This is a genomic window from Halobacteriovorax sp. HLS (assembly GCF_004006665.1).
Classification (GTDB): domain Bacteria; phylum Bdellovibrionota; class Bacteriovoracia; order Bacteriovoracales; family Bacteriovoracaceae; genus Halobacteriovorax.
The window spans coordinates 107,219-124,807 of sequence record NZ_QOCL01000001.1; the positions used below are offsets into that span (position 1 = coordinate 107,219).

Sequence of the window (17,589 nt, forward strand, 5' to 3'; positions counted from 1 at the left end):
AGATTAGAAAATATAATTTACTCCAAAAGACATAGTCGTTGAAGAGAAACCAAATATTCGTCCAAGCTTTAGGTCTACTCCAAAACTCTTATACATCCATCCAGATTCAACCATTAGCCCAAGGCCCATCTGGGATTTTCCTTCAATTGTGAATCCATCTGGTTCAGTAAAGTCTCCTACTCTATAAACAAATGGTACCGACATCCCAAAAGAGACGCTTCCTGCTTTAGGTTTCCATCTAACACCAGGAAATAAAAAGAGCGCCCTTTCTGTAACATTGGACTGAAAGTAATCTATCTCTTTTGTGTCTTCTCCAACAGTAGCACTGGCAAATGCAATACAGGCATCCATTTTATAATTAATATAAGCATTAGCATATTCAAAGCCACCGCCTAAACATGTACCTTCTGCGGACGACCCAATATCTTGTTTAGTTCCGGAAGGAGAAACTAGAGTCAGCTTATCTTGCCAAGTAATATAACTAACCAGTAAGTTCTTACTCTGCTTATAAACCAAGCGTTGGTACTCATTCTTTCTCTCGCCTACAGCTTCAAATAATTCTTCAGCTTCATCTTCATGATGCTCAGCCGCGATACAAATTGCTGTATACATTTGAGCCGCTTTGTAAAAGAGTTCATTATTAGATTCGTCATATAGGGCCTTAGTATTATAGGCCTTTTTATAATAGTAAAAAGATAGTTTTTCATCAATGCCTTCGATATCTTCAGCATTACCATCTGCTCTATAAGAGCTAATAATCTCTTGGTTCTTCTGTGGGTATTTCTTTTTAATTAATACTGTATATATAACTAATGCATCTTTGTGATAGCCTAGCTTTTCATTTGCAAGAGCTGCCAATTCAAGTGCGCCAGAAGGAGTAGACATTCTTCTAAAATTATATCTCGAACGAAGTATATTCAAGCTAGTATCATATAGACCTTTCTTATAGGCTATCTTAGCATTTTTAAAGGCCTCTCTCTCCTCTACAGAGGCCTTCCTGGCCAGAGAGCTTCCTGCAAAACATAAAATTGAAAAAAGTAAAAGTAGATGTCTTATAGCCATAAATGTAGTTGTCCAGCAAAAGACCATGTGTCTTTTGAATAGTTTGAATCGCTAAAAACTCGAGAATTATATAGATCAAATCTAAGTTCTAGACCTTGAAAAGGAAGATATTGAAAACCCGGACCAATTCGAAGAACCTTATCCGTTTTCTCTATATTGGCCCATAGGAACTCTACAGAAGTTAAATAGAATGTTCCTCTTCTTAACAGAACATGATTTTGGAAAAATGCATATCGACTTGTCAAATCTTGTGCAGTTACAACAGGCGTCTTAGTGACCTGTCCAACTTCGGCCATAATTGAAGAGCCTTTATCAAATCCCCACCTTCCATGTAGAGCATACATTGAGTTTTTCAAGTATTCACTCTCAGACATTAACAGAGAAGCTCCTACTCTCGATTTAGGACCTAAAGTATATTCAAATTGAGATGTAAATCCACTTTGTCTCACTTCTTGATCTTGAGTAGGGTTTCCAACAAAATATTGAGCTCCTACTTCAAACTCTGCTCTAGTATAATGAACAACCACTCCTTGAGATTGATCATTCATAGTAAGGCCTGTAATCGCTCTTGAGAATGCTATATGATCAGGAACTCTAATGCCGAAAACCTTGTCCATTAATCCTGCATAGAGACCCCAGTTTTCATTTACTCTCATTCCAATGTAGGCTTCACGAGATCTATAGGTTGGCTCATCATTTGATTTATCACCGCGTGGTTTTGGAGCATATCCAAAAGTACCAGAAGCGTAGTATTTATCATTTTTACCAAATTTAGCGACCACATTAACATTGGCCATCATATGAATAACTTCGGTTTCTGAGTTCTTTTCTCCCAAATTAGTTCTAAGTGCCAAACCTCTATAATTAACAGATGGCCTAAGCCAACTAGTAAATGCCTTTTGATACATAAAGCCTGATCGCTCACCAATTTCATCTTCACTAACATCACTATTCCAAATGGAACGATCTGCAATAACAGTGGCGGATACAGCTCTTCCATAATCAGTAAGAGGGCCATTTCCATGAGGATTATAGTGGCAAGTTAGACATGAGGTATAGCCGTATCCAATATAATTAGGGTAGGCCTTCAGGCTAAATGAGATAAGAAAGAAAAATAGTATCTTAAGTGTTTTCAATAATCATCAACTGTTAAAATAAATATCTTTAGAGATACTAAATATTGTAACAGTGAAAATTGGCAAGTGCATACGCAGCGCAGTAATTATTTTGAATTTAAGTGAGTTTTTATCTTAGTAGCAACCTTTTCTAAGCGACGAAAGTTATCACCTTCTCTCAAAGAAAACTCTCCCCTCTCTACGCCTTCAATTAAGTCATCAATAAAGGACTCAAAAGCAAAAATTGGACCAACAGTTCTATGAGAAAGAACAATTCCACTAATAAAAACCACAAGAGCAAAACTGAGAGACAAGAAAATATAAGCCACAAGATATGTGATAAAGTATTTTTGATTCAAAAGACCAACTTCTACTAATAGAGTTCTAAAGTAAGTAAATGAAAAGATACCGAAGATCAAAGAGCAGCTAACTACAATCGCCGTTAATTTTGAAGCAAACTTTACTTGCTCATCAGAATATAGAAGAAGTTTTCCTCTTTGATTTTCAGGATGCCAGATAATTTTCTCTTTGCTAATTATTTTATAAAGAATTAGTCCCGCACCGACCCATTGGAAAACGTCTGCAATATTAAATGTAATCTCAATTCCAGGAATAATATTAAATGGAATGAAGTCAATACTTTTACCGATAAGAGTTCTATCTATCACATTACCAAAGATTCCACCTATAAATAATGATATCCCATATTTAAGAATAGCAAGTCGAGGTGAAAGCATATAAATCAAAACGGTATAAATGAAGAAAATAAAACCTGAGATACTTGTTAAAGCGATAATTCTAAGGGCACTAGGTATATCAGAATAGAGGCCAAAGATGACCCCTTCATTATAGTGTAACGTTGGCAAACCTCTTCCTAGATATTTAGAGATTTGATCAATAATTATGACAAGGGTAAAGATCCCAAGACATTTAAAAAATGTTTTTCCCATACTATTGTAATTCTAACACTTCAAACGAGAATGAGAAACGATCGGCAGTATTTCCATTCTCTTTAATTGCTAAAAGAGAAGATGATGATACTGAAGAGTCGGCGGGACCAACAACTTTATCTACAAAATTATATGTTGCGTGCTGAGGATTATAATTTCCATTAATGAGAAGCTTCATTCCCTTCACTCTAATATTTCGATTAGAAATAATCTTAGGGTTAAAGAACTGATAAGTATATTCGTCAAATTCTCTACATTCGACTTCAAGTCTAACTGACCCAGAGTTTAAACCAACCATTGCAGAAATATCATAACTAAAAGTAACACTTGTACCTAGGTCGAAAGTTGTTGGAGATTGATTGAAGTCATCAGTTAGTATGACGGTACTTATCTTTGTACCATCTTCTCTTTGTCTAATTTCTAATCTATTAGAATCCCCTTGAGGCATAAAGAAATTCATAGGGTTTCTATTTGTAGTAGTCGTAACTTCTCTCCACTCAAAACCATTCGTGGCAGGAATATGCCATTGCGCATAGTTACCATTATTTAATCTAATAAAGAAAGAATCATCACTATTTGCTTTCGCATCAACATAGGCCCACATTTTGTATGTGGCAGTTTTCATGCTTGAGAAATTAATAAAGGCCATCCCAGCAGTTGGGTCGTTTACATTCTTATTAACACCAGTTCCACCAACATAGAGATATTCAATATCTCCACTTTGCCCTCTCGTCATTGGGGCCTGTAACATCGCGGCTCCAGGCTGAAGCTTTATAAGACCAGTATTTCCTCCAGCATTTAAACTTTGATCTAGAGTTAAAGACTCATTTGTCGTCATACTAGAATTAGAAGATGCTTCATCATCAATAGGAGTGACATTAGCTGAATCTCTCATAGCGATCCACTGTTCTATCTCAGAAAGAATTTCATTGCTATTATCTGCACAATTAGACCAACAATTATGATTTTCGTCTTTTAATTTAAGAACCATTCTTGAATTTTCAGGATTTGTAAAATTGACTTTATAACTATTGATAATAGCATCATATGCAGTATTAACATCACTTGAAGCATGTAGAGGTTGTTGCAAGGAACCATGACAACTAGCACATCTATTCTTTGTAATCTGCCAAACTGTATTGGAGAAGAATTCAACATCATCACCAGTTGCTGTAGATACTATTCCACTATTACTGACACTAATATCATCAGGGTGTGAAAAAGTTAAATCACTTTTTTTCTTAGAAGCTGCTGGCATTCCACAATGATTATACGTCACCAACAAAAGTCCTAATACAACAACACTTGAAATCTTTTTCCACATACTTTTAAACCTTAAAGTTTATTAAAAATTAAATATTTATCCAAATCCTGTCCAAATGGATTATCTCCTACAATCGCGTCTAATCTTCCTTCTTCTCCACTAAGAGCGAGGTAATTTGCAACGATGGCCTTGGATAAATTCACAGAACTATTACTTGTGGCCATTGCACTATTTTCCACTGATCCACTTTCTTTAAACCAACCTACTTGCCTCTTTCCAGTTCTTAGAGTTGCTCTACCCGCATTTCTATAAACCATCATAAAAGCACTTGATCTTTGACCGCTATCTCCAGACCAGACGTACTTACCTCTCCCATTTGCCGAGTCATCTATTTCAGCTCTTGCAGTAACTCCACCATCTGTATAAACAAGAATCATAAGATCTTTTTGTTTTCTGGCCGCTAGTTCTAAGACTTTTCCTATTAATACACCGGCCGACTCATCTCTTTGTTCACCAGTTGCTCTTGTTCTATTATGATAATCATAGCCACCTTTCTCAATTGTCGCAGCTCCGATATAACCTTCTAGAACAAGCTTTGCTAATGTCGCCGTCTTTCTATCGTCACCATTATTTAGATTTCCAAAGACTGCCTGTACATCAGCATCACTTGATGCATTAATTGCTTCTTCTGAGAACTTATTTAAAACATCTTGTGACTGAATATAACCACAAGAAACCAAGGCCTTAATTTGTTCAGGAAGAGACTTAGAAGAGAAGTTATTAATTCTCTGTTCACTCATTCTTTGAGTGGCCTTTAAAATCCTCTGAGCTTGATTTCTAGAAAAGACAGTATTAAGTCTACCGATATTAACTAATGCTAATGCATCTTCTGGTCTATTTATTGTTACAGGTTGCGCAGCTGGGTTTATAGACATTGCAGGAGATCTAGATCTCCCTCCAGACTCACTATTTCTTGTACCCGCTAAATTTGTTAAAGACCCTTGAGCTCCAGCAGCATTGAGCCAGTACATTGGATTGAGTGGATTATTTTGAGTATCATCACTTGATGAACTGGCAAATACACCTCCATCAACCTTTGCTCTAGTCGCAGCAGAGGTATTGTCTTGAATTCCTCGCAAGATCCCACTATCTCCATGAAACGCCAACCCTAAGTCAGTATTTAATTGTCCTTGATTTTTTGGATGCATATCAGGCGGCAGCCCTAGAGTTGTATAAGATTGCAAGAAGTCCATTTGTCCTCCTGCTCCTCCTACCATAACATTAGAACCTGGAAGATTAGCTCCTCCGGCCAAATCAAAAATAAGTATTGGAGTTTTTCCTACAATGGCCTGAGCGACTTCACAGTCAACAGCAGCATATGCTTGATTTGAGAGAACTCCTAATAGAGATGGTACTGCCGTAAGGGCGCCCATAGAAATAAGTCCATGAGAGAGAAAATCTCTTCTTGTCTTTAGAGTATGACCTTCAGGAATAATTATCTTTTCTTCTTTTTTCTTAGTCATCATAATCTCCTAAAGCATAATTGCATGAATAGAACCTAGGGTTGATATACAAACGCCTTTGGCTATTTCTCTGGTCACTGCTGAAGAACCTTGATTCTCCCCTACCAGCAAATCATTAATTAAAGAATTTAATTCACTTTGAGCTGCAATTTTTGTTGAAAACTCCTGATCACTTAGCATCCAAAAGTGATCAATTGCACTATCTATTAGATAAGCTCTTCCTTCATTATCTAATTCAGAACTTGGCGCTCGACCAAAGTCTAAATCTGGCCAAATATTCGCCCTTAAACTTGCTGACTCAACCAGCTCATTACAAAATTCTGCCGCTAGCTTTACAATGGCAACTTGATTAGCAGACTGAAAGGACTTTATGCTATTTGTTGTTGGTAATTGGTCTTTTACTGCTGCATACGTATTTCTAATCTCTCTATCTTCGATGCTAACTCCAGTGAGTTGGGCCATAGTCATCAAAATCTGTTCATAATTTTTAACTCCAACTTCTACAGTCTGTGTAACCACTGGATTTGGATTAGGAATATTTTGATCTTCAATCGTCTCAGGAATACTCGAGTCTGACTGAGTATTATTAACCACTGTTTCATTTGTGCTCGTCTTAGTGCTCTTATTCTTTCCGGTCTTTTGACTGACAACACAGTGATTATAACTTAGTAGCAATAGAACTACAGTCGTTACTGAACCTAGTATTTTCATAGATCTTTTCTTCATTAATTACCTCCTTTAAAACAAATAGAGGCCATCTTAGAGAATAGATCTTTCATTCTAAATCCCATAGTCGACTCGAACATCGTTGCATAATTATCAATTTGAGTTTCACCTAAAGTTTCTTTTGCATCATTTAGACAAATAAGTTTGTAGCTTTTTTGCACCATACATCTAGAAAATGCTTTTGAACTGGATAACATTCTCCCCAGAGATTTGGCACCTGCTCCATTTTGACTTCCTCGCCATCCAAGAGATGCATTTTGTCCATTTGCCCAAAGGTTTAACCAAGAGTCATTCGTTGTAACATAACCTGCAGGAAAGAGATTATTGCGATTAATTTTTTCTACTACAGTTCCTGGAGTATGCTTAACTTCACCATCAACATAATCAAAGTAAGCAAATGCTCCACCGAGAGCATCTTGGCCAGCGTGACAACCAACACATTTATTCTTGAAAGTTCTTGAATCATTACCTGGTTTTCTATCAACGTCTTGCCTAACCCTAAAGTCAGGAAGATTCACATCATGTAAATCCTCAAAGTCCTTACAAAGAAAATTCATAAAAGTATATCTAGTCATGGCACGATTTGTTCCATCAGAAAAAAAAGCTTCACCAGCTGCTCTAGTTGTAATAATACCTGCAGTATCACTAATCCCATTCATCTGGGACTGAGTTGCTAGAGAGAGCGCTTCTTTTAAATCAATATTCTTCTCTTCCGCTTCTTTATAGTGATCATTAGAATCAGAAGAGTAAGGAGCAATATCTCCGCTATCTACAGTATATAGAATGTCATCATGAAGAACGCTTGAAAATGGTCTATCATCTCGAATGACACCAATAATTGTTGCAACGTAATCATTAAAAGGAATTCTATTGGTTTCATCTTCATTGGTCCAAGGCTTGGCCCAATTTTTAAGAACAACATTATAAAAATTCTTATTATTCATCGCTTCTTTAGCTGCTTGTTCAACTTGGTTAGAAGCAACAAGAATAGACATTCTTTGTAATACATCTTTAGAAGGAGGAACACCTGTTATACGATTATGAAGCTGATGAGCTGTTTTCCAAGAGTCACCAAAGCTACTCATGCTTACTAAGAGCATTAAGCCTATTTTTAATTTCGTTTTAGAATTCATTCCCTTCCTCATCATATAGATATAGTTAGTACACAACTTATATTATGATGAAAAATTATTGAGTAAAAGCTTTGGAACATTATACCGATTAGATCAGCTTCTAAGTTTTTGAAAACTCGTTATGTGCTTTTTAATCTATCAAAATTAGCAAGTATCTGAGTGATTAGCTCACCTTCTTCAAGTTTCTTAATCGATGCTAACTTTTCGTAAGCATCAAAGATTGAAAATCTTCTATGATCATCTGTTTCTAAGAATAACCTCTCAATAGGAATTGAGTTAAGAGAACGATATCCTTTAGAATTTGGAAAGAAGAGCATATTTCCATATGAGAAGTAACATCCCCTTTTGATTAAATCTTTTGTTGTATTTTCATCACCGTTGTAATCATGAAAAACAAGCTTGCCTTTAAACTTAGACTTTTTATAACACTCGATAATTTCATTGTAGGCTTTCACACAGTGAATAATAACAAAAGAGTCTCCTCTTTTAGCAGCAACATTTAATTGAAAAAGAAATACTTTTTTTTGAAGCTCAATAGAAATATCTTTACTAGTTCTATCAATTCCCATCTCCCCTAAGCATAATACATCTGCTTCAAGCATTATATATTCGAAGGAACTAAGCTTCTCTAAGTACTCCTCAGTTAAGTCCCAAGGATGGATACCTAAGCATTGGTATTTACCTTTTAAAAACTCTGCAGGTCCTTTTTTTAGGTCGATACTATAGAAATCAATTACTTCATCATGATTACTTAGAATATGGGTGTGAAAATTTAGATGCATAACCTAATTATAAACATATATAGAAATAAAAATAGGTAATTTTTCTTTTATTTAGAAATAAGATCTTTTATAACTTCATTAGCTGCAACAAAACCTAAAGTAGCAGTAACAGGAGTGATACTTCCATAACCAGAATAGCAATCTAGTTTATGCCCCTTTAGTTGTGCATTCGTAATCTGACAAACACTACCATCATCTTGATAAAGATACGGTAACTCATGAGAGAAGATACTCTTTACTCCAAACTTAACTTTCTCTCTTGGAAAGTCAAAGTGTCCCCTGAGATGTTTTCTAAGTTTTTGTAATAATCGATCATTCCAAGAATCACATAAGTCTTCAACCAAAACCTTTGTCGGGTCTTGTTTTCCACCGGCGCCACCTACTGTCACGACTTTAAGGTTTCTTTTTACACATTCATTAATAAGAATAGCTTTATTAACAAGTGAATCTATTGCATCAATAACATAGTCAAAATTATGAGATAGGATATCTTCAGCTGTATTTTCAGTGAAAAAGTCTTGAATACTATCGATTTGAATTTCAGGATTAATAACTAGTGCTCGAGATTTCATAACCTCAACTTTAGGACGACCGATTTGCCCATCAATTGCATGAATCTGTCTATTCACATTCGTAATACAGATATCGTCGAGATCAACAATCGTTATCTTGCCAACGCCAGAACGCGCCAGGGCCTCGACACTCCAAGAGCCGACTCCACCAATACCGATCACACAAACGTGAGAGCTTTTTAACTTATCTAAAGCTAAATTACCGTATAACCTTTTTATTGCGCCAAAACGCATATCATAATCTGTCATTATTTTTGGATTTATCACAGTTTTTATAATAATTAAAAGAAGAAATTAGGTGGTTTCAAATTGTCCCAAATAGAGTAAGTCTTACATACTTTGCCTATCTTCTTCTTACATTTTTACAACTCGGCCAAGGAAGACTTCTTATTTCTTGCACTTAAACATCAGAAATGATGAAATGCGATGAGTATCTAACAGTAATCTTTGGGGAGAGAGAATGTTTTTTAAACCTAATAAGCTATCAATAATACTAATTGCTTTATCTATGACACTATTAACTTCATGTAATGAAGAAGATAAGTGTACCGAAACCTTCATTAAAGACAAGCAATCACTAGAGTCAAAGTTTAAAGATTTATATTCTTCAAAGACATCTTCTGAAGAATTTGAAGAATTCAAAGAACAGATCTCTACTTTTATTAAAACCTATCCTACAAAGTGTGAACATGACGGAAAAGTTCAAGACATCAACTCTGAACTTACTCAGTTTTTAAAAACAGTTAATTCTAAATCTCTAGCAACACCAAAAGTCATTTATGGAAATGACGATAGACAAGATATTGATCAAGCTACTGATGAGAGATATAAGTTATGGGCCCAATCAGTTGCAGTCCAAATTAATACTAGTGATATTAGTTCAGATGGAACTCTACCTAGCACGACGATTGGCGATAATATGTCACTTTGCTCTAGCGAAAGATTTGTAGATCAAATAAATCCTGGAAGGTGCTCGGGGTTTCTTTTAGGTGAAGATATTCTCGTGACTGCTGGTCATTGTGTTCAAAATCAATCTGAATGTGAAAACTATAGCTGGGCCTTTGGATTTACAAATGGAGTGAGTAAAATAGAAGCGAAGAATCTATACAAATGTAGCTCGATCATTTCTAGAAAACTTGATAATGATACAGAAGCAGACTATGCAGTTTTAAAACTAGATAGAGTTGTGCAAGATAGAAAGCCGCTGAAATTTAGAGCTTCTGGAAAAATCGCTAATAATACTTCTATTGTTGTTATTGGGCACCCATCAGGGTTACCTATGAAAGTTGCCTCTGGTGCAAAAGTTAGAACCAATAGTGATAGCTGGTTCTTCGTTGGAAACTTAGATACCTTTGGTGGAAACTCTGGTTCGCCAGTCTTTAACAATAACACTGCTGAAGTTGAAGGTATTTTAGTTCGTGGTGAAAATGACTACAACTGGGTTACAGATGACTCAGGCAAGTACTGCAAAGTTTCTAATCAGTGTAAAGATAGTGAGTGTCGCGGTGAAGATGTTACTAGAATAACTAAAGTAGACTCACTACCTGAACAACTTACTGCCCAGTCAGTATTCTCTTCTCTCTACGAACTGAAAACAACGACTCTTGCAAACAAAGGAACTAGCTTTCCCGTATACTTTAGAGAAGATTCTACCCATTTTATTGCAGGACTTAAGTTTCTCTCAACTTGTGGTATTCACTTCGCGGATCAGTCTAGCACCAACGAGTGGATAAATTCTAAAGTAGTTGAATGTACAAGTGAAAAATCACAACTTCTTGAAATAATAGATCAGTATCTAGATCAAATTTAACTTTCTTTTTAATAAAATCTTCACACTTTCATTCTAGAATTGTGTGAAGATATTTACAAAGAGGTTTTAGATGATTACTCCCCTACTAAGTCCAATTAAAGATGCTTCCCCAGAAGAGATTGAACTTTACTACAAGGTTGAAGAGTCAATGGTAAGCTCAGGAGAGCTGAGAATTTCTCAAAAAGAGATGTACGAAGATATCGATAATCACGAAAGTATTTATCATCTAAAAAATCATGATCACTTTCATTACTTTTGCATACTAAGTGCCCTAGCAATCGGAGCACTTGCCTACTACAACTACCTTGAGGCCGGAAGTATTAATATTCACACTCTTGGACTTTTCTTTGCAACATTGGCCATGCTTCTTTTGACCTGGATTATTTGGCACCCTAAGCTCAAATATGAACGACAGTCACGAGAGTTCTTTAGAACACACAGACGACTTTTTCTATTTAAAGACTGATCAAGTTCATCAACCTTTGATAATTTTATTGGAATTCGGAATAATTTTCCTAATAAAATTGGAAAAAATTGCCGACATTAAGTAAACCTCAAGGAAAACTCATGAGGATATTTAGAAAAAGGTATTTCTAAATTTTAAAGGATTAAAACGGTCAAGGATTATGACTCTATCGTTACTTACCAATGTCGGTTCGCAGGCATCTTTGCATCAAATGGCAAAGAATACTTCTAGAACTGAAAAGACGATGAAACAGCTCTCTACAGGTTCGAGAGTGTTTGAGGCGGCAGTAGACCCATCTGGGTTGGCAATAACTGAAGTCATGCGTGCAAAAGATAGATCCCTTGGACAAACAATAAGAAATATTTCGGAAGGTATCTCCTTATTCCATACGGCAGAAGGTAGCCTTGGAGAAATAAGTAATCTTGCAATTCGTATGCGTGAGCTGGCCATGCAATCTGCCAACGATACTTTTGATACCACTGCCAGAACACTGATAAATAAAGAGTTTCAAGACTTAAGAAAAGAGGTTGATCGTATTAGCTCTACTTCTCAATACAATGGAAGACAACTTCTAGACGGAAGCGGAATAAACTACGAGTTTCAAGTCGGCTTTCGTGGAACGGATCAGAATAGAATTACTTTTGACTCTTCAAAACTGAAAACAACAACAAGTAGTTTAGGCGTGGCCAGCGCAACTATAGATTCCAAAGCAGGAGCTCAAGGTGCCCTTTCTAAGATTGATGGGATGATTGAAAAGCTAAGTCACAAAAGAGCTTTACTTGGATCAATGGGAACACGATTAGAAACTTCTAATGCTAATGCTCACACCGATAAAATTAATAACTCTGATGCTAAGTCCAGAATAAAAGACACTGACTTTGCAAAAGCGACAGCTGAGAAAGCTAAGCTCGATATCATTAGCAATGCTAATATTGCGACTCAAGGTTTACATAATAATAATCCTAGAAAAATAGCAAGGCTTCTAGCTTAGCATACTCCAAGATTGTCCATCATATTTAAAGTGTTGAAGCTTCAAAGTGTTCTGCTGACAGCTTTCACAAGGCCTAAAGTATGGGTCACTTTTAACAATAAACCAATCTTTATCAATAGTTTTAGAAAGTTGATCTAATAAAGTCACACTCTCTTTTCTAGCAAGTGAGAACCTCTCCCAAAGCATCTTCATAGGAGTAGAATGAATTTCTTCTAGAATTAGGGTGTTAATTTTGTTCGGTATCTCTGTCAAAATAAGATCTCTTTGCGTGACAAACCTTGCCCCACAACTAGAACAACAATGTACCTTTAAATCTTCTGGCCTAGAGTTTTCAAACTCACCTAGCTGGGTCGTAACTTCTTTATTCATTTCAGCACATTGAAAATAGATTGTTAGAATAGACCTTAGACGCCAAAATAAAGTGAGACTCCAAGGATCACTAAAATGAATATCATTTAATGTTCCAGCTCCACCATATGCTTGGGTGTAGCGATCATAGGCCGATGGTAAATCAGAGTCTAATAGATCCGAAACATTATTCATCCAATGCGACCAAACAGAGTGATTCTCATAATCCATTAGGCTTGAGAATGCCGATAAAAAAGATTTAAGCTTTGTTTCCATAGCTTTTTATAGCAAATTCAAGCCCCTATGTCGTGGAATTCTTTACACATTGATTGTTCTATCGACATTAATTTGCTAATTACAATCACTTATGAATAAAACACCTGAACTACTCTTACCTGCCGGAAATATGGAAATGTGCTTAGCGGCCATCCACAACGGGGCCAATGCTATTTATGTAGGCATGCCTGAATTTAATGCGCGAGGTAGAAGTAGTGACCATAGTTTTGAACAGCTAAAAGAAATTATTGATACTTGCCACCTATACAATGTAAAAGTTCATATCGCATTTAATGTTCTAATTTTTGAAGAAGAATTAACAAAGGCCAAAGAACTAATTACAAAACTCATCCCACTCAATCCGGATGCAATTATTGTTCAAGACCTAGGCCTTGTAAGGTTAATAAAGTCCATGGCGCCTAACCAAGTTATTCACGCTTCAACGCAAATGACTGTTACTAATGAACTCGCAATTGAACTGACCAAAGATTTAGATATTGAACGCTATGTCCTTGGCCGAGAGAATTCGCTTAGTGAAATTAAGAAGATGAAAGACCATACTGATAAGGAACTAGAAGTATTTGTTCATGGAGCACTATGTGTTGCCTACTCAGGTCAGTGCTTTACCAGTGAGTCTATCGGGGGCAGAAGTGCAAACAGAGGTCAGTGCGCTCAGAGCTGCCGATTTGAGTATGATTTAATTGTCGATGGACAAAAACAAAATCTAGTCGACAGAAACTATCTAGTCTCTCCTAAAGACCTTTGCGGAATTAATGAGATTGACTCCCTTGCACAACTTGGTGTTGACTCTCTCAAAGTAGAAGGACGTCTTAAAAGTCCTCAATTTGTAGCCTCCGTAGCGAGAAGTTATAGAAAAGCACTCGATGATTCGAAAGCACCAAAACAAGATCTAATAAATGAAATGGCCATTACCTACTCTCGTGGATTCTTTCCAGGTTGGCTTCACGGTGTAGATCATCAACAGTTAGTTGATGGACATTATGGAAGTAATAGAGGGTTAAAGGTTGGTCAAGTTCTGGAGCTACGAAAAAACTCTATAACGATTGGCTCAGACATTAAGATACATAAAGGAGACGGTGTTTTATTTAATTCTACCACCGATCGCAATCTAAAAGAAATTGGAACTAAAGTTTATGAAGTTTTTCCATTCAGAAATAATCGATATGAGTTGAGATTTTCTAAAGACTTCAAGATAGACAAAGTTGCAATTGGTAGTGATATATACATCAACTCTTCACCGGGCCTTACTAAAGAACTTACTAAAAGTTATAGTGATAAGAACTATCTTAAAAAATTAGAAATTGAGGTAAAACTCTTTGCAGTTGTTGGACAAGAACTCATTCTTGAATATAGGTATAATGATAAGATTGTCTCCTCTAAGTCTGAAGATAAATTAGAGCTTGCTCAAAAAACATTAGATATAGATAAAGTTAAAAAAGAAGTTTCCTCACTTGGAGCAACTATATTTAATGCTTCAAAGATTACAATTGAAACAGAATCGAGTTCCCCCTTTATTCCAAATAAAGTTCTAAAAGGACTCAGACAACAAAACTCCCAAAAACTACTTGAGCTACTTTCACAAAAGCGAGAACAAGAAGTTAGAGACTTTGACCTTAATCCTATCCAGGTAGTCTCATCTGTCAAAACGAGCAAGTTTAGAATTCTTCTAAGAGATATCGAGCAAGTTAGAAGCTTCACAGAAAAGTTAATGGAACAGCTTGAACTTAAAACTTACCTAGACTCAATTATTTTAGATTTCGAATACGGAAAAGATTATCAAGAATCTGTAGATATTTTAAAAGCAGCGGGCATAGAAAGTGCAATTGCTACAAATAGAATTTTGAAACCTGGTGAATATCATCACCTTAAAAGTATAATAAGAATAGCTCCTGACTATATTTTAGCGAGAAATTTAGGAAGTATGCAATTTATAAAAGAGAATTCTTCTAAAACGAGAGTCGCGGGAGACTTTAGTTTGAATATCTCCAACTCTCTTACTAGCGATTATCTCTTTAACAAAGGATTTGAGACATTAACACCAAGTTATGACCTAAATGAGCAACAACTTCTCTCTTTGATAGAACATAGCTCAAATAAGAACTTCGAAGTGACTATACATCAGTATATGCCAAGTTTTCACATGGAGCATTGTGTATATGCGGCCTTTCTTTCTAAAGGCAGCTCCTTTAAAGACTGCGGTAAACCTTGTGAGAAACACAAGGTAGAGTTACATGATCAATTCGGAAATAAGCACTTCATTAAGGCCGATCAGGAATGTCGCAACACTATGTATAATGCGACTTCTATCGGAGCTGCGAGTTTGATAACTAAGTCTAATCTACTTGGTGTCTCTTTATTTAGAATCGAGGCCCTTCATGAAGAAGGTTCAGTTATATTCGAAAAATTTAAACTCTATATTGAGCATATACTTGGAAATATTTCAATTGAAGATCTCAACAACTCTCTTGGCCAGCAAGAAAGTTATGGACTCTCATCTGGTCAACTTTTCAAAAGTGATGATTATCAAGATCGAAAGAAGAATTAAAGGGTGGTCTCGTCCATTTTTTCTACAGAGACTTTGAGCCTATGCTTTCCAGTATCTAAGAGCCTAAATACTCCTGAATTTGGATTGTCCAAATAGTACTCACTTCTATCTGCCATAAAAATATCTAAATAATCCACAACATTAGTATTAAAGAAGACAAATAGTGATTCTCCAGCTTTTAAGTCAAAGAGAACAGGTGGCAACGTTAAGCTTAATTTCGTCGGGCTTCCAACTTTAGAGTCAATGATAAATGAACTTCTAGTAGAATTTGATAACATCCAATGAACTCTCTCAAATTGCTGGTTCTTTAATTTAAAAACACTTACAGTTACATTGGATTTAAACATATCCCAAATCCCCTCTACTTCTAATTCCATCTTTCCATTAATTAAAAGATCTTCATTCGCTGTAAAGTGTAAATGGGTCTCCTTTCTATCCAAGGTATCATATCGATCATTTATTATTGTGTCTTGTGCCTCATTCGTGTAATGAGATAAAACGAGATCTCTATTTTCGAATCTCTTTGGAGTGACCTCTTCTATTTTTTGAGATGCCGACACTCTTCTATATTCACTAGCATAATTGCTGAATTTCCCATCAAGAAAATCACCTGCCAACTCTTGGATAAAGTCTCCACAACCATGCCCTTCGTGATGTATATATAAGTGATGAAGACTTGGATTAAGAGCATTTTTCTTTAAATGATCAAAGGCCAAAATAGTATCTCTTCCATCTTGGTCGTCATCAGTTCCAGCAACATGAAAAATAGGTATAGTAGATTTCTCGATGGCCTCTAAAATAGTTCGCTCTTTCCAATAAGTTGATAAGTCACCACTATTTCTCGCATCCATTAAATCTTGCCAATCAGCAATATCTCTAGAGTATAAGCGATTGTCGATATCTTCTAGCTTTGTATTTTGTTCTATTAAATAGTTTACCTTTTCATAAAATAAATTAATCTCATCAGGATTTTCTCTATTGGCAATATAGTTTAATAACCAAGCTTCAATTGTCTTACCAGCAGTAAACGAATCAGTCTGCGCGTTTGATGGTGCACTACAAGCAATAACAGACTCTAGGCCTTTAGGGGAATTTACACTAGAGGCTAAAGCATTAAAACCATCGTAGGAAACACCATAGCTAATGACTTTACCATTTGAAAAGTCTTGCTCTGTAATCCAATTAATAGCATCTTCTGAATCGTTTGCATTTAACTCATGTAGCCACTTAAATACACCTCCAGAAGCATGTGATCCCCTATTTGACTGGATAACGACATTATAACCTTTATTCGTCCATTCCATTGCTTTATACATGTAATAAGAATTGCTATCAGTATGAAAGTATGGAGTTTTAATAAAGATTGTTTTTGCTTTCTTATCTTCTAACTCAAAAGATAAAGTAGAGATTGTAGTCTTATCTCTCATTGCAACATCATGGTATCTAATATTAAAAGATGATTTAAAAAAGGGATACATACTCTTAACGAGTAGTGAATTATCAACCCTAAATGAAACATATAAGTTATCACTCTTTTCAAGTTCATACTCCACCAAGAGAAGAGGATATTTATCGAAGATTATTTTCTTACCAAGGCACTTATCATTTATAGAAGAAAGATCTTTTATAGAACTTAAATAATTATTAAATTGAACAGAAGAAGAGAAATTTTTCTCAAACTCAAATGGACTTTCAAAATTATCTTTTGAAATCATTTCGCAAAATCCATTTACAACTGGAGATATTCTATCTTCAATCTCGTCTCCATCATTATTTAACTCATAGGCTGTACTAGGTTCTTGTGAACTCATTAAAAGCTGCTGTTGCCTTAGAACTTCAAACCTTTCATCCACAGTAGTGTAGACAAATTCTTTTTCTTTTTTAGCACAGCTAAAGAGGAAACAAAGTCCGGCAATTAGTAATAGAAGCTTCTTCATAAGGTTCCAAGGTAAAGTGATTGCCCTATTACGAAGCAAAAACTATGCCATAGAACCTATTGGATAAC

General features: G+C 35.8%; 15 protein-coding genes. 4 read left to right on the forward strand and 11 right to left on the reverse strand.

Annotated features, from left to right (window positions below):
• Nucleotides 1-3: 3 nt before the first annotated feature.
• The 9 genes from DPQ89_RS00560 to DPQ89_RS00600 all read right to left on the reverse strand — a co-directional run bounded on the left by DPQ89_RS00560 (nucleotide 4) and on the right by DPQ89_RS00600 (nucleotide 9,376).
• On the reverse strand, nucleotides 4-1,062 hold the full coding sequence (locus tag DPQ89_RS00560) for a hypothetical protein (protein WP_127714081.1): 1,059 nt from the start codon (nucleotides 1,060-1,062) through the stop codon (nucleotides 4-6).
• Nucleotides 1,053-2,198 (reverse strand): hypothetical protein, encoded by a 1,146-nt coding sequence (locus DPQ89_RS00565; protein WP_127714083.1) that lies wholly within the window; start codon nucleotides 2,196-2,198, stop codon nucleotides 1,053-1,055. The genes DPQ89_RS00560 and DPQ89_RS00565 overlap by 10 nt, the downstream gene beginning before the upstream one ends.
• Before the next feature lie 86 nt (nucleotides 2,199-2,284).
• Entirely contained in the window at nucleotides 2,285-3,127 is an 843-nt protein-coding gene (locus DPQ89_RS00570; RefSeq protein WP_127714085.1) for a signal peptidase II, read from the reverse strand.
• Between the two features lies 1 nt (nucleotide 3,128).
• The gene (locus DPQ89_RS00575; protein ID WP_127714087.1) at nucleotides 3,129-4,451 is read right to left on the reverse strand and encodes a hypothetical protein; all 1,323 of its coding nucleotides are present in this window, start codon (nucleotides 4,449-4,451) and stop codon (nucleotides 3,129-3,131) included.
• Nucleotides 4,452-4,462: 11 nt separating this feature from the next.
• A complete protein-coding gene (locus tag DPQ89_RS00580; RefSeq protein ID WP_127714089.1) occupies nucleotides 4,463-5,914 on the reverse strand; it encodes a general secretion pathway protein GspF in 1,452 nt (483 codons plus the stop codon).
• 9 nt (nucleotides 5,915-5,923) lie between these two features.
• Nucleotides 5,924-6,640 (reverse strand): hypothetical protein, encoded by a 717-nt coding sequence (locus tag DPQ89_RS00585; RefSeq protein ID WP_127714091.1) that lies wholly within the window; start codon nucleotides 6,638-6,640, stop codon nucleotides 5,924-5,926.
• On the reverse strand, nucleotides 6,640-7,773 hold the full coding sequence (locus DPQ89_RS00590; RefSeq protein ID WP_127714093.1) for a hypothetical protein: 1,134 nt from the start codon (nucleotides 7,771-7,773) through the stop codon (nucleotides 6,640-6,642). Before DPQ89_RS00590 ends, DPQ89_RS00585 begins: the two co-directional genes overlap by 1 nt.
• 119 nt (nucleotides 7,774-7,892) lie before the next feature.
• Nucleotides 7,893-8,555: a TatD family hydrolase gene (locus tag DPQ89_RS00595; protein WP_127714095.1), complete on the reverse strand. Its 663-nt coding sequence runs from the start codon at nucleotides 8,553-8,555 to the stop codon at nucleotides 7,893-7,895.
• 47 nt (nucleotides 8,556-8,602) lie between these two features.
• A complete protein-coding gene (locus DPQ89_RS00600; protein ID WP_127714097.1) occupies nucleotides 8,603-9,376 on the reverse strand; it encodes a ThiF family adenylyltransferase in 774 nt (257 codons plus the stop codon).
• Nucleotides 9,377-9,587: 211 nt separating this feature from the next.
• Between DPQ89_RS00600 and DPQ89_RS00605 the strand changes: the two genes are divergently transcribed.
• The 3 genes from DPQ89_RS00605 (at nucleotide 9,588) to DPQ89_RS00615 (ending at nucleotide 12,394) form a co-directional block, all read left to right on the forward strand.
• Nucleotides 9,588-10,937: a serine protease gene (locus DPQ89_RS00605; RefSeq protein WP_127714099.1), complete on the forward strand. Its 1,350-nt coding sequence runs from the start codon at nucleotides 9,588-9,590 to the stop codon at nucleotides 10,935-10,937.
• A gap of 70 nt (nucleotides 10,938-11,007) precedes the next feature.
• Nucleotides 11,008-11,403, forward strand: a complete 396-nt coding sequence (locus tag DPQ89_RS00610) for a hypothetical protein (protein WP_127714101.1) — start codon at nucleotides 11,008-11,010, stop codon at nucleotides 11,401-11,403.
• Nucleotides 11,404-11,563: 160 nt separating this feature from the next.
• Nucleotides 11,564-12,394, forward strand: a complete 831-nt coding sequence (locus DPQ89_RS00615; protein WP_127714103.1) for a flagellin — start codon at nucleotides 11,564-11,566, stop codon at nucleotides 12,392-12,394.
• Here DPQ89_RS00615 and DPQ89_RS00620 read toward each other — a convergent pair.
• On the reverse strand, nucleotides 12,386-13,018 hold the full coding sequence (locus tag DPQ89_RS00620; RefSeq protein WP_127714105.1) for a hypothetical protein: 633 nt from the start codon (nucleotides 13,016-13,018) through the stop codon (nucleotides 12,386-12,388). The two genes, DPQ89_RS00615 and DPQ89_RS00620, sit on opposite strands and share 9 nt — an antisense overlap.
• Nucleotides 13,019-13,109: 91 nt before the next feature.
• Here DPQ89_RS00620 and DPQ89_RS00625 point away from each other — a divergent pair, with 91 nt between their 5' ends.
• Nucleotides 13,110-15,584 carry a U32 family peptidase gene (locus DPQ89_RS00625; protein ID WP_127714107.1) on the forward strand — a complete coding sequence of 825 codons (2,475 nt, stop codon included), beginning with the start codon at nucleotides 13,110-13,112 and terminating at the stop codon, nucleotides 15,582-15,584.
• Here DPQ89_RS00625 and DPQ89_RS00630 read toward each other — a convergent pair.
• Nucleotides 15,581-17,521, reverse strand: coding sequence for a CocE/NonD family hydrolase (locus DPQ89_RS00630; RefSeq protein ID WP_127714109.1), 1,941 nt, complete (start codon nucleotides 17,519-17,521; stop codon nucleotides 15,581-15,583). The genes DPQ89_RS00625 and DPQ89_RS00630 overlap by 4 nt on opposite strands.
• Nucleotides 17,522-17,589 lie beyond the last annotated feature (68 nt).

Excerpts from the sequence above, each read along its gene's own strand:
- DPQ89_RS00560 (WP_127714081.1), bottom strand. The coding sequence starts at position 1,062 with ATGGCTATAAGACATCTACTTTTACTTTTTTCAATTTTATGTTTTGCA.
- DPQ89_RS00570 (WP_127714085.1), bottom strand. The coding sequence starts at position 3,127 with ATGGGAAAAACATTTTTTAAATGTCTTGGGATCTTTACCCTTGTCATA.
- DPQ89_RS00575 (WP_127714087.1), bottom strand. The coding sequence starts at position 4,451 with ATGTGGAAAAAGATTTCAAGTGTTGTTGTATTAGGACTTTTGTTGGTG.
- DPQ89_RS00580 (WP_127714089.1), bottom strand. The coding sequence starts at position 5,914 with ATGACTAAGAAAAAAGAAGAAAAGATAATTATTCCTGAAGGTCATACT.
- DPQ89_RS00585 (WP_127714091.1), bottom strand. The coding sequence starts at position 6,640 with ATGAAGAAAAGATCTATGAAAATACTAGGTTCAGTAACGACTGTAGTT.
- DPQ89_RS00590 (WP_127714093.1), bottom strand. The coding sequence starts at position 7,773 with ATGAATTCTAAAACGAAATTAAAAATAGGCTTAATGCTCTTAGTAAGC.
- DPQ89_RS00595 (WP_127714095.1), bottom strand. The coding sequence starts at position 8,555 with ATGCATCTAAATTTTCACACCCATATTCTAAGTAATCATGATGAAGTA.
- DPQ89_RS00600 (WP_127714097.1), bottom strand. The coding sequence starts at position 9,376 with ATGACAGATTATGATATGCGTTTTGGCGCAATAAAAAGGTTATACGGT.
- DPQ89_RS00605 (WP_127714099.1), top strand. The coding sequence starts at position 9,588 with ATGTTTTTTAAACCTAATAAGCTATCAATAATACTAATTGCTTTATCT.
- DPQ89_RS00610 (WP_127714101.1), top strand. The coding sequence starts at position 11,008 with ATGATTACTCCCCTACTAAGTCCAATTAAAGATGCTTCCCCAGAAGAG.
- DPQ89_RS00615 (WP_127714103.1), top strand. The coding sequence starts at position 11,564 with ATGACTCTATCGTTACTTACCAATGTCGGTTCGCAGGCATCTTTGCAT.
- DPQ89_RS00620 (WP_127714105.1), bottom strand. The coding sequence starts at position 13,018 with ATGGAAACAAAGCTTAAATCTTTTTTATCGGCATTCTCAAGCCTAATG.
- DPQ89_RS00625 (WP_127714107.1), top strand. The coding sequence starts at position 13,110 with ATGAATAAAACACCTGAACTACTCTTACCTGCCGGAAATATGGAAATG.
- DPQ89_RS00630 (WP_127714109.1), bottom strand. The coding sequence starts at position 17,521 with ATGAAGAAGCTTCTATTACTAATTGCCGGACTTTGTTTCCTCTTTAGC.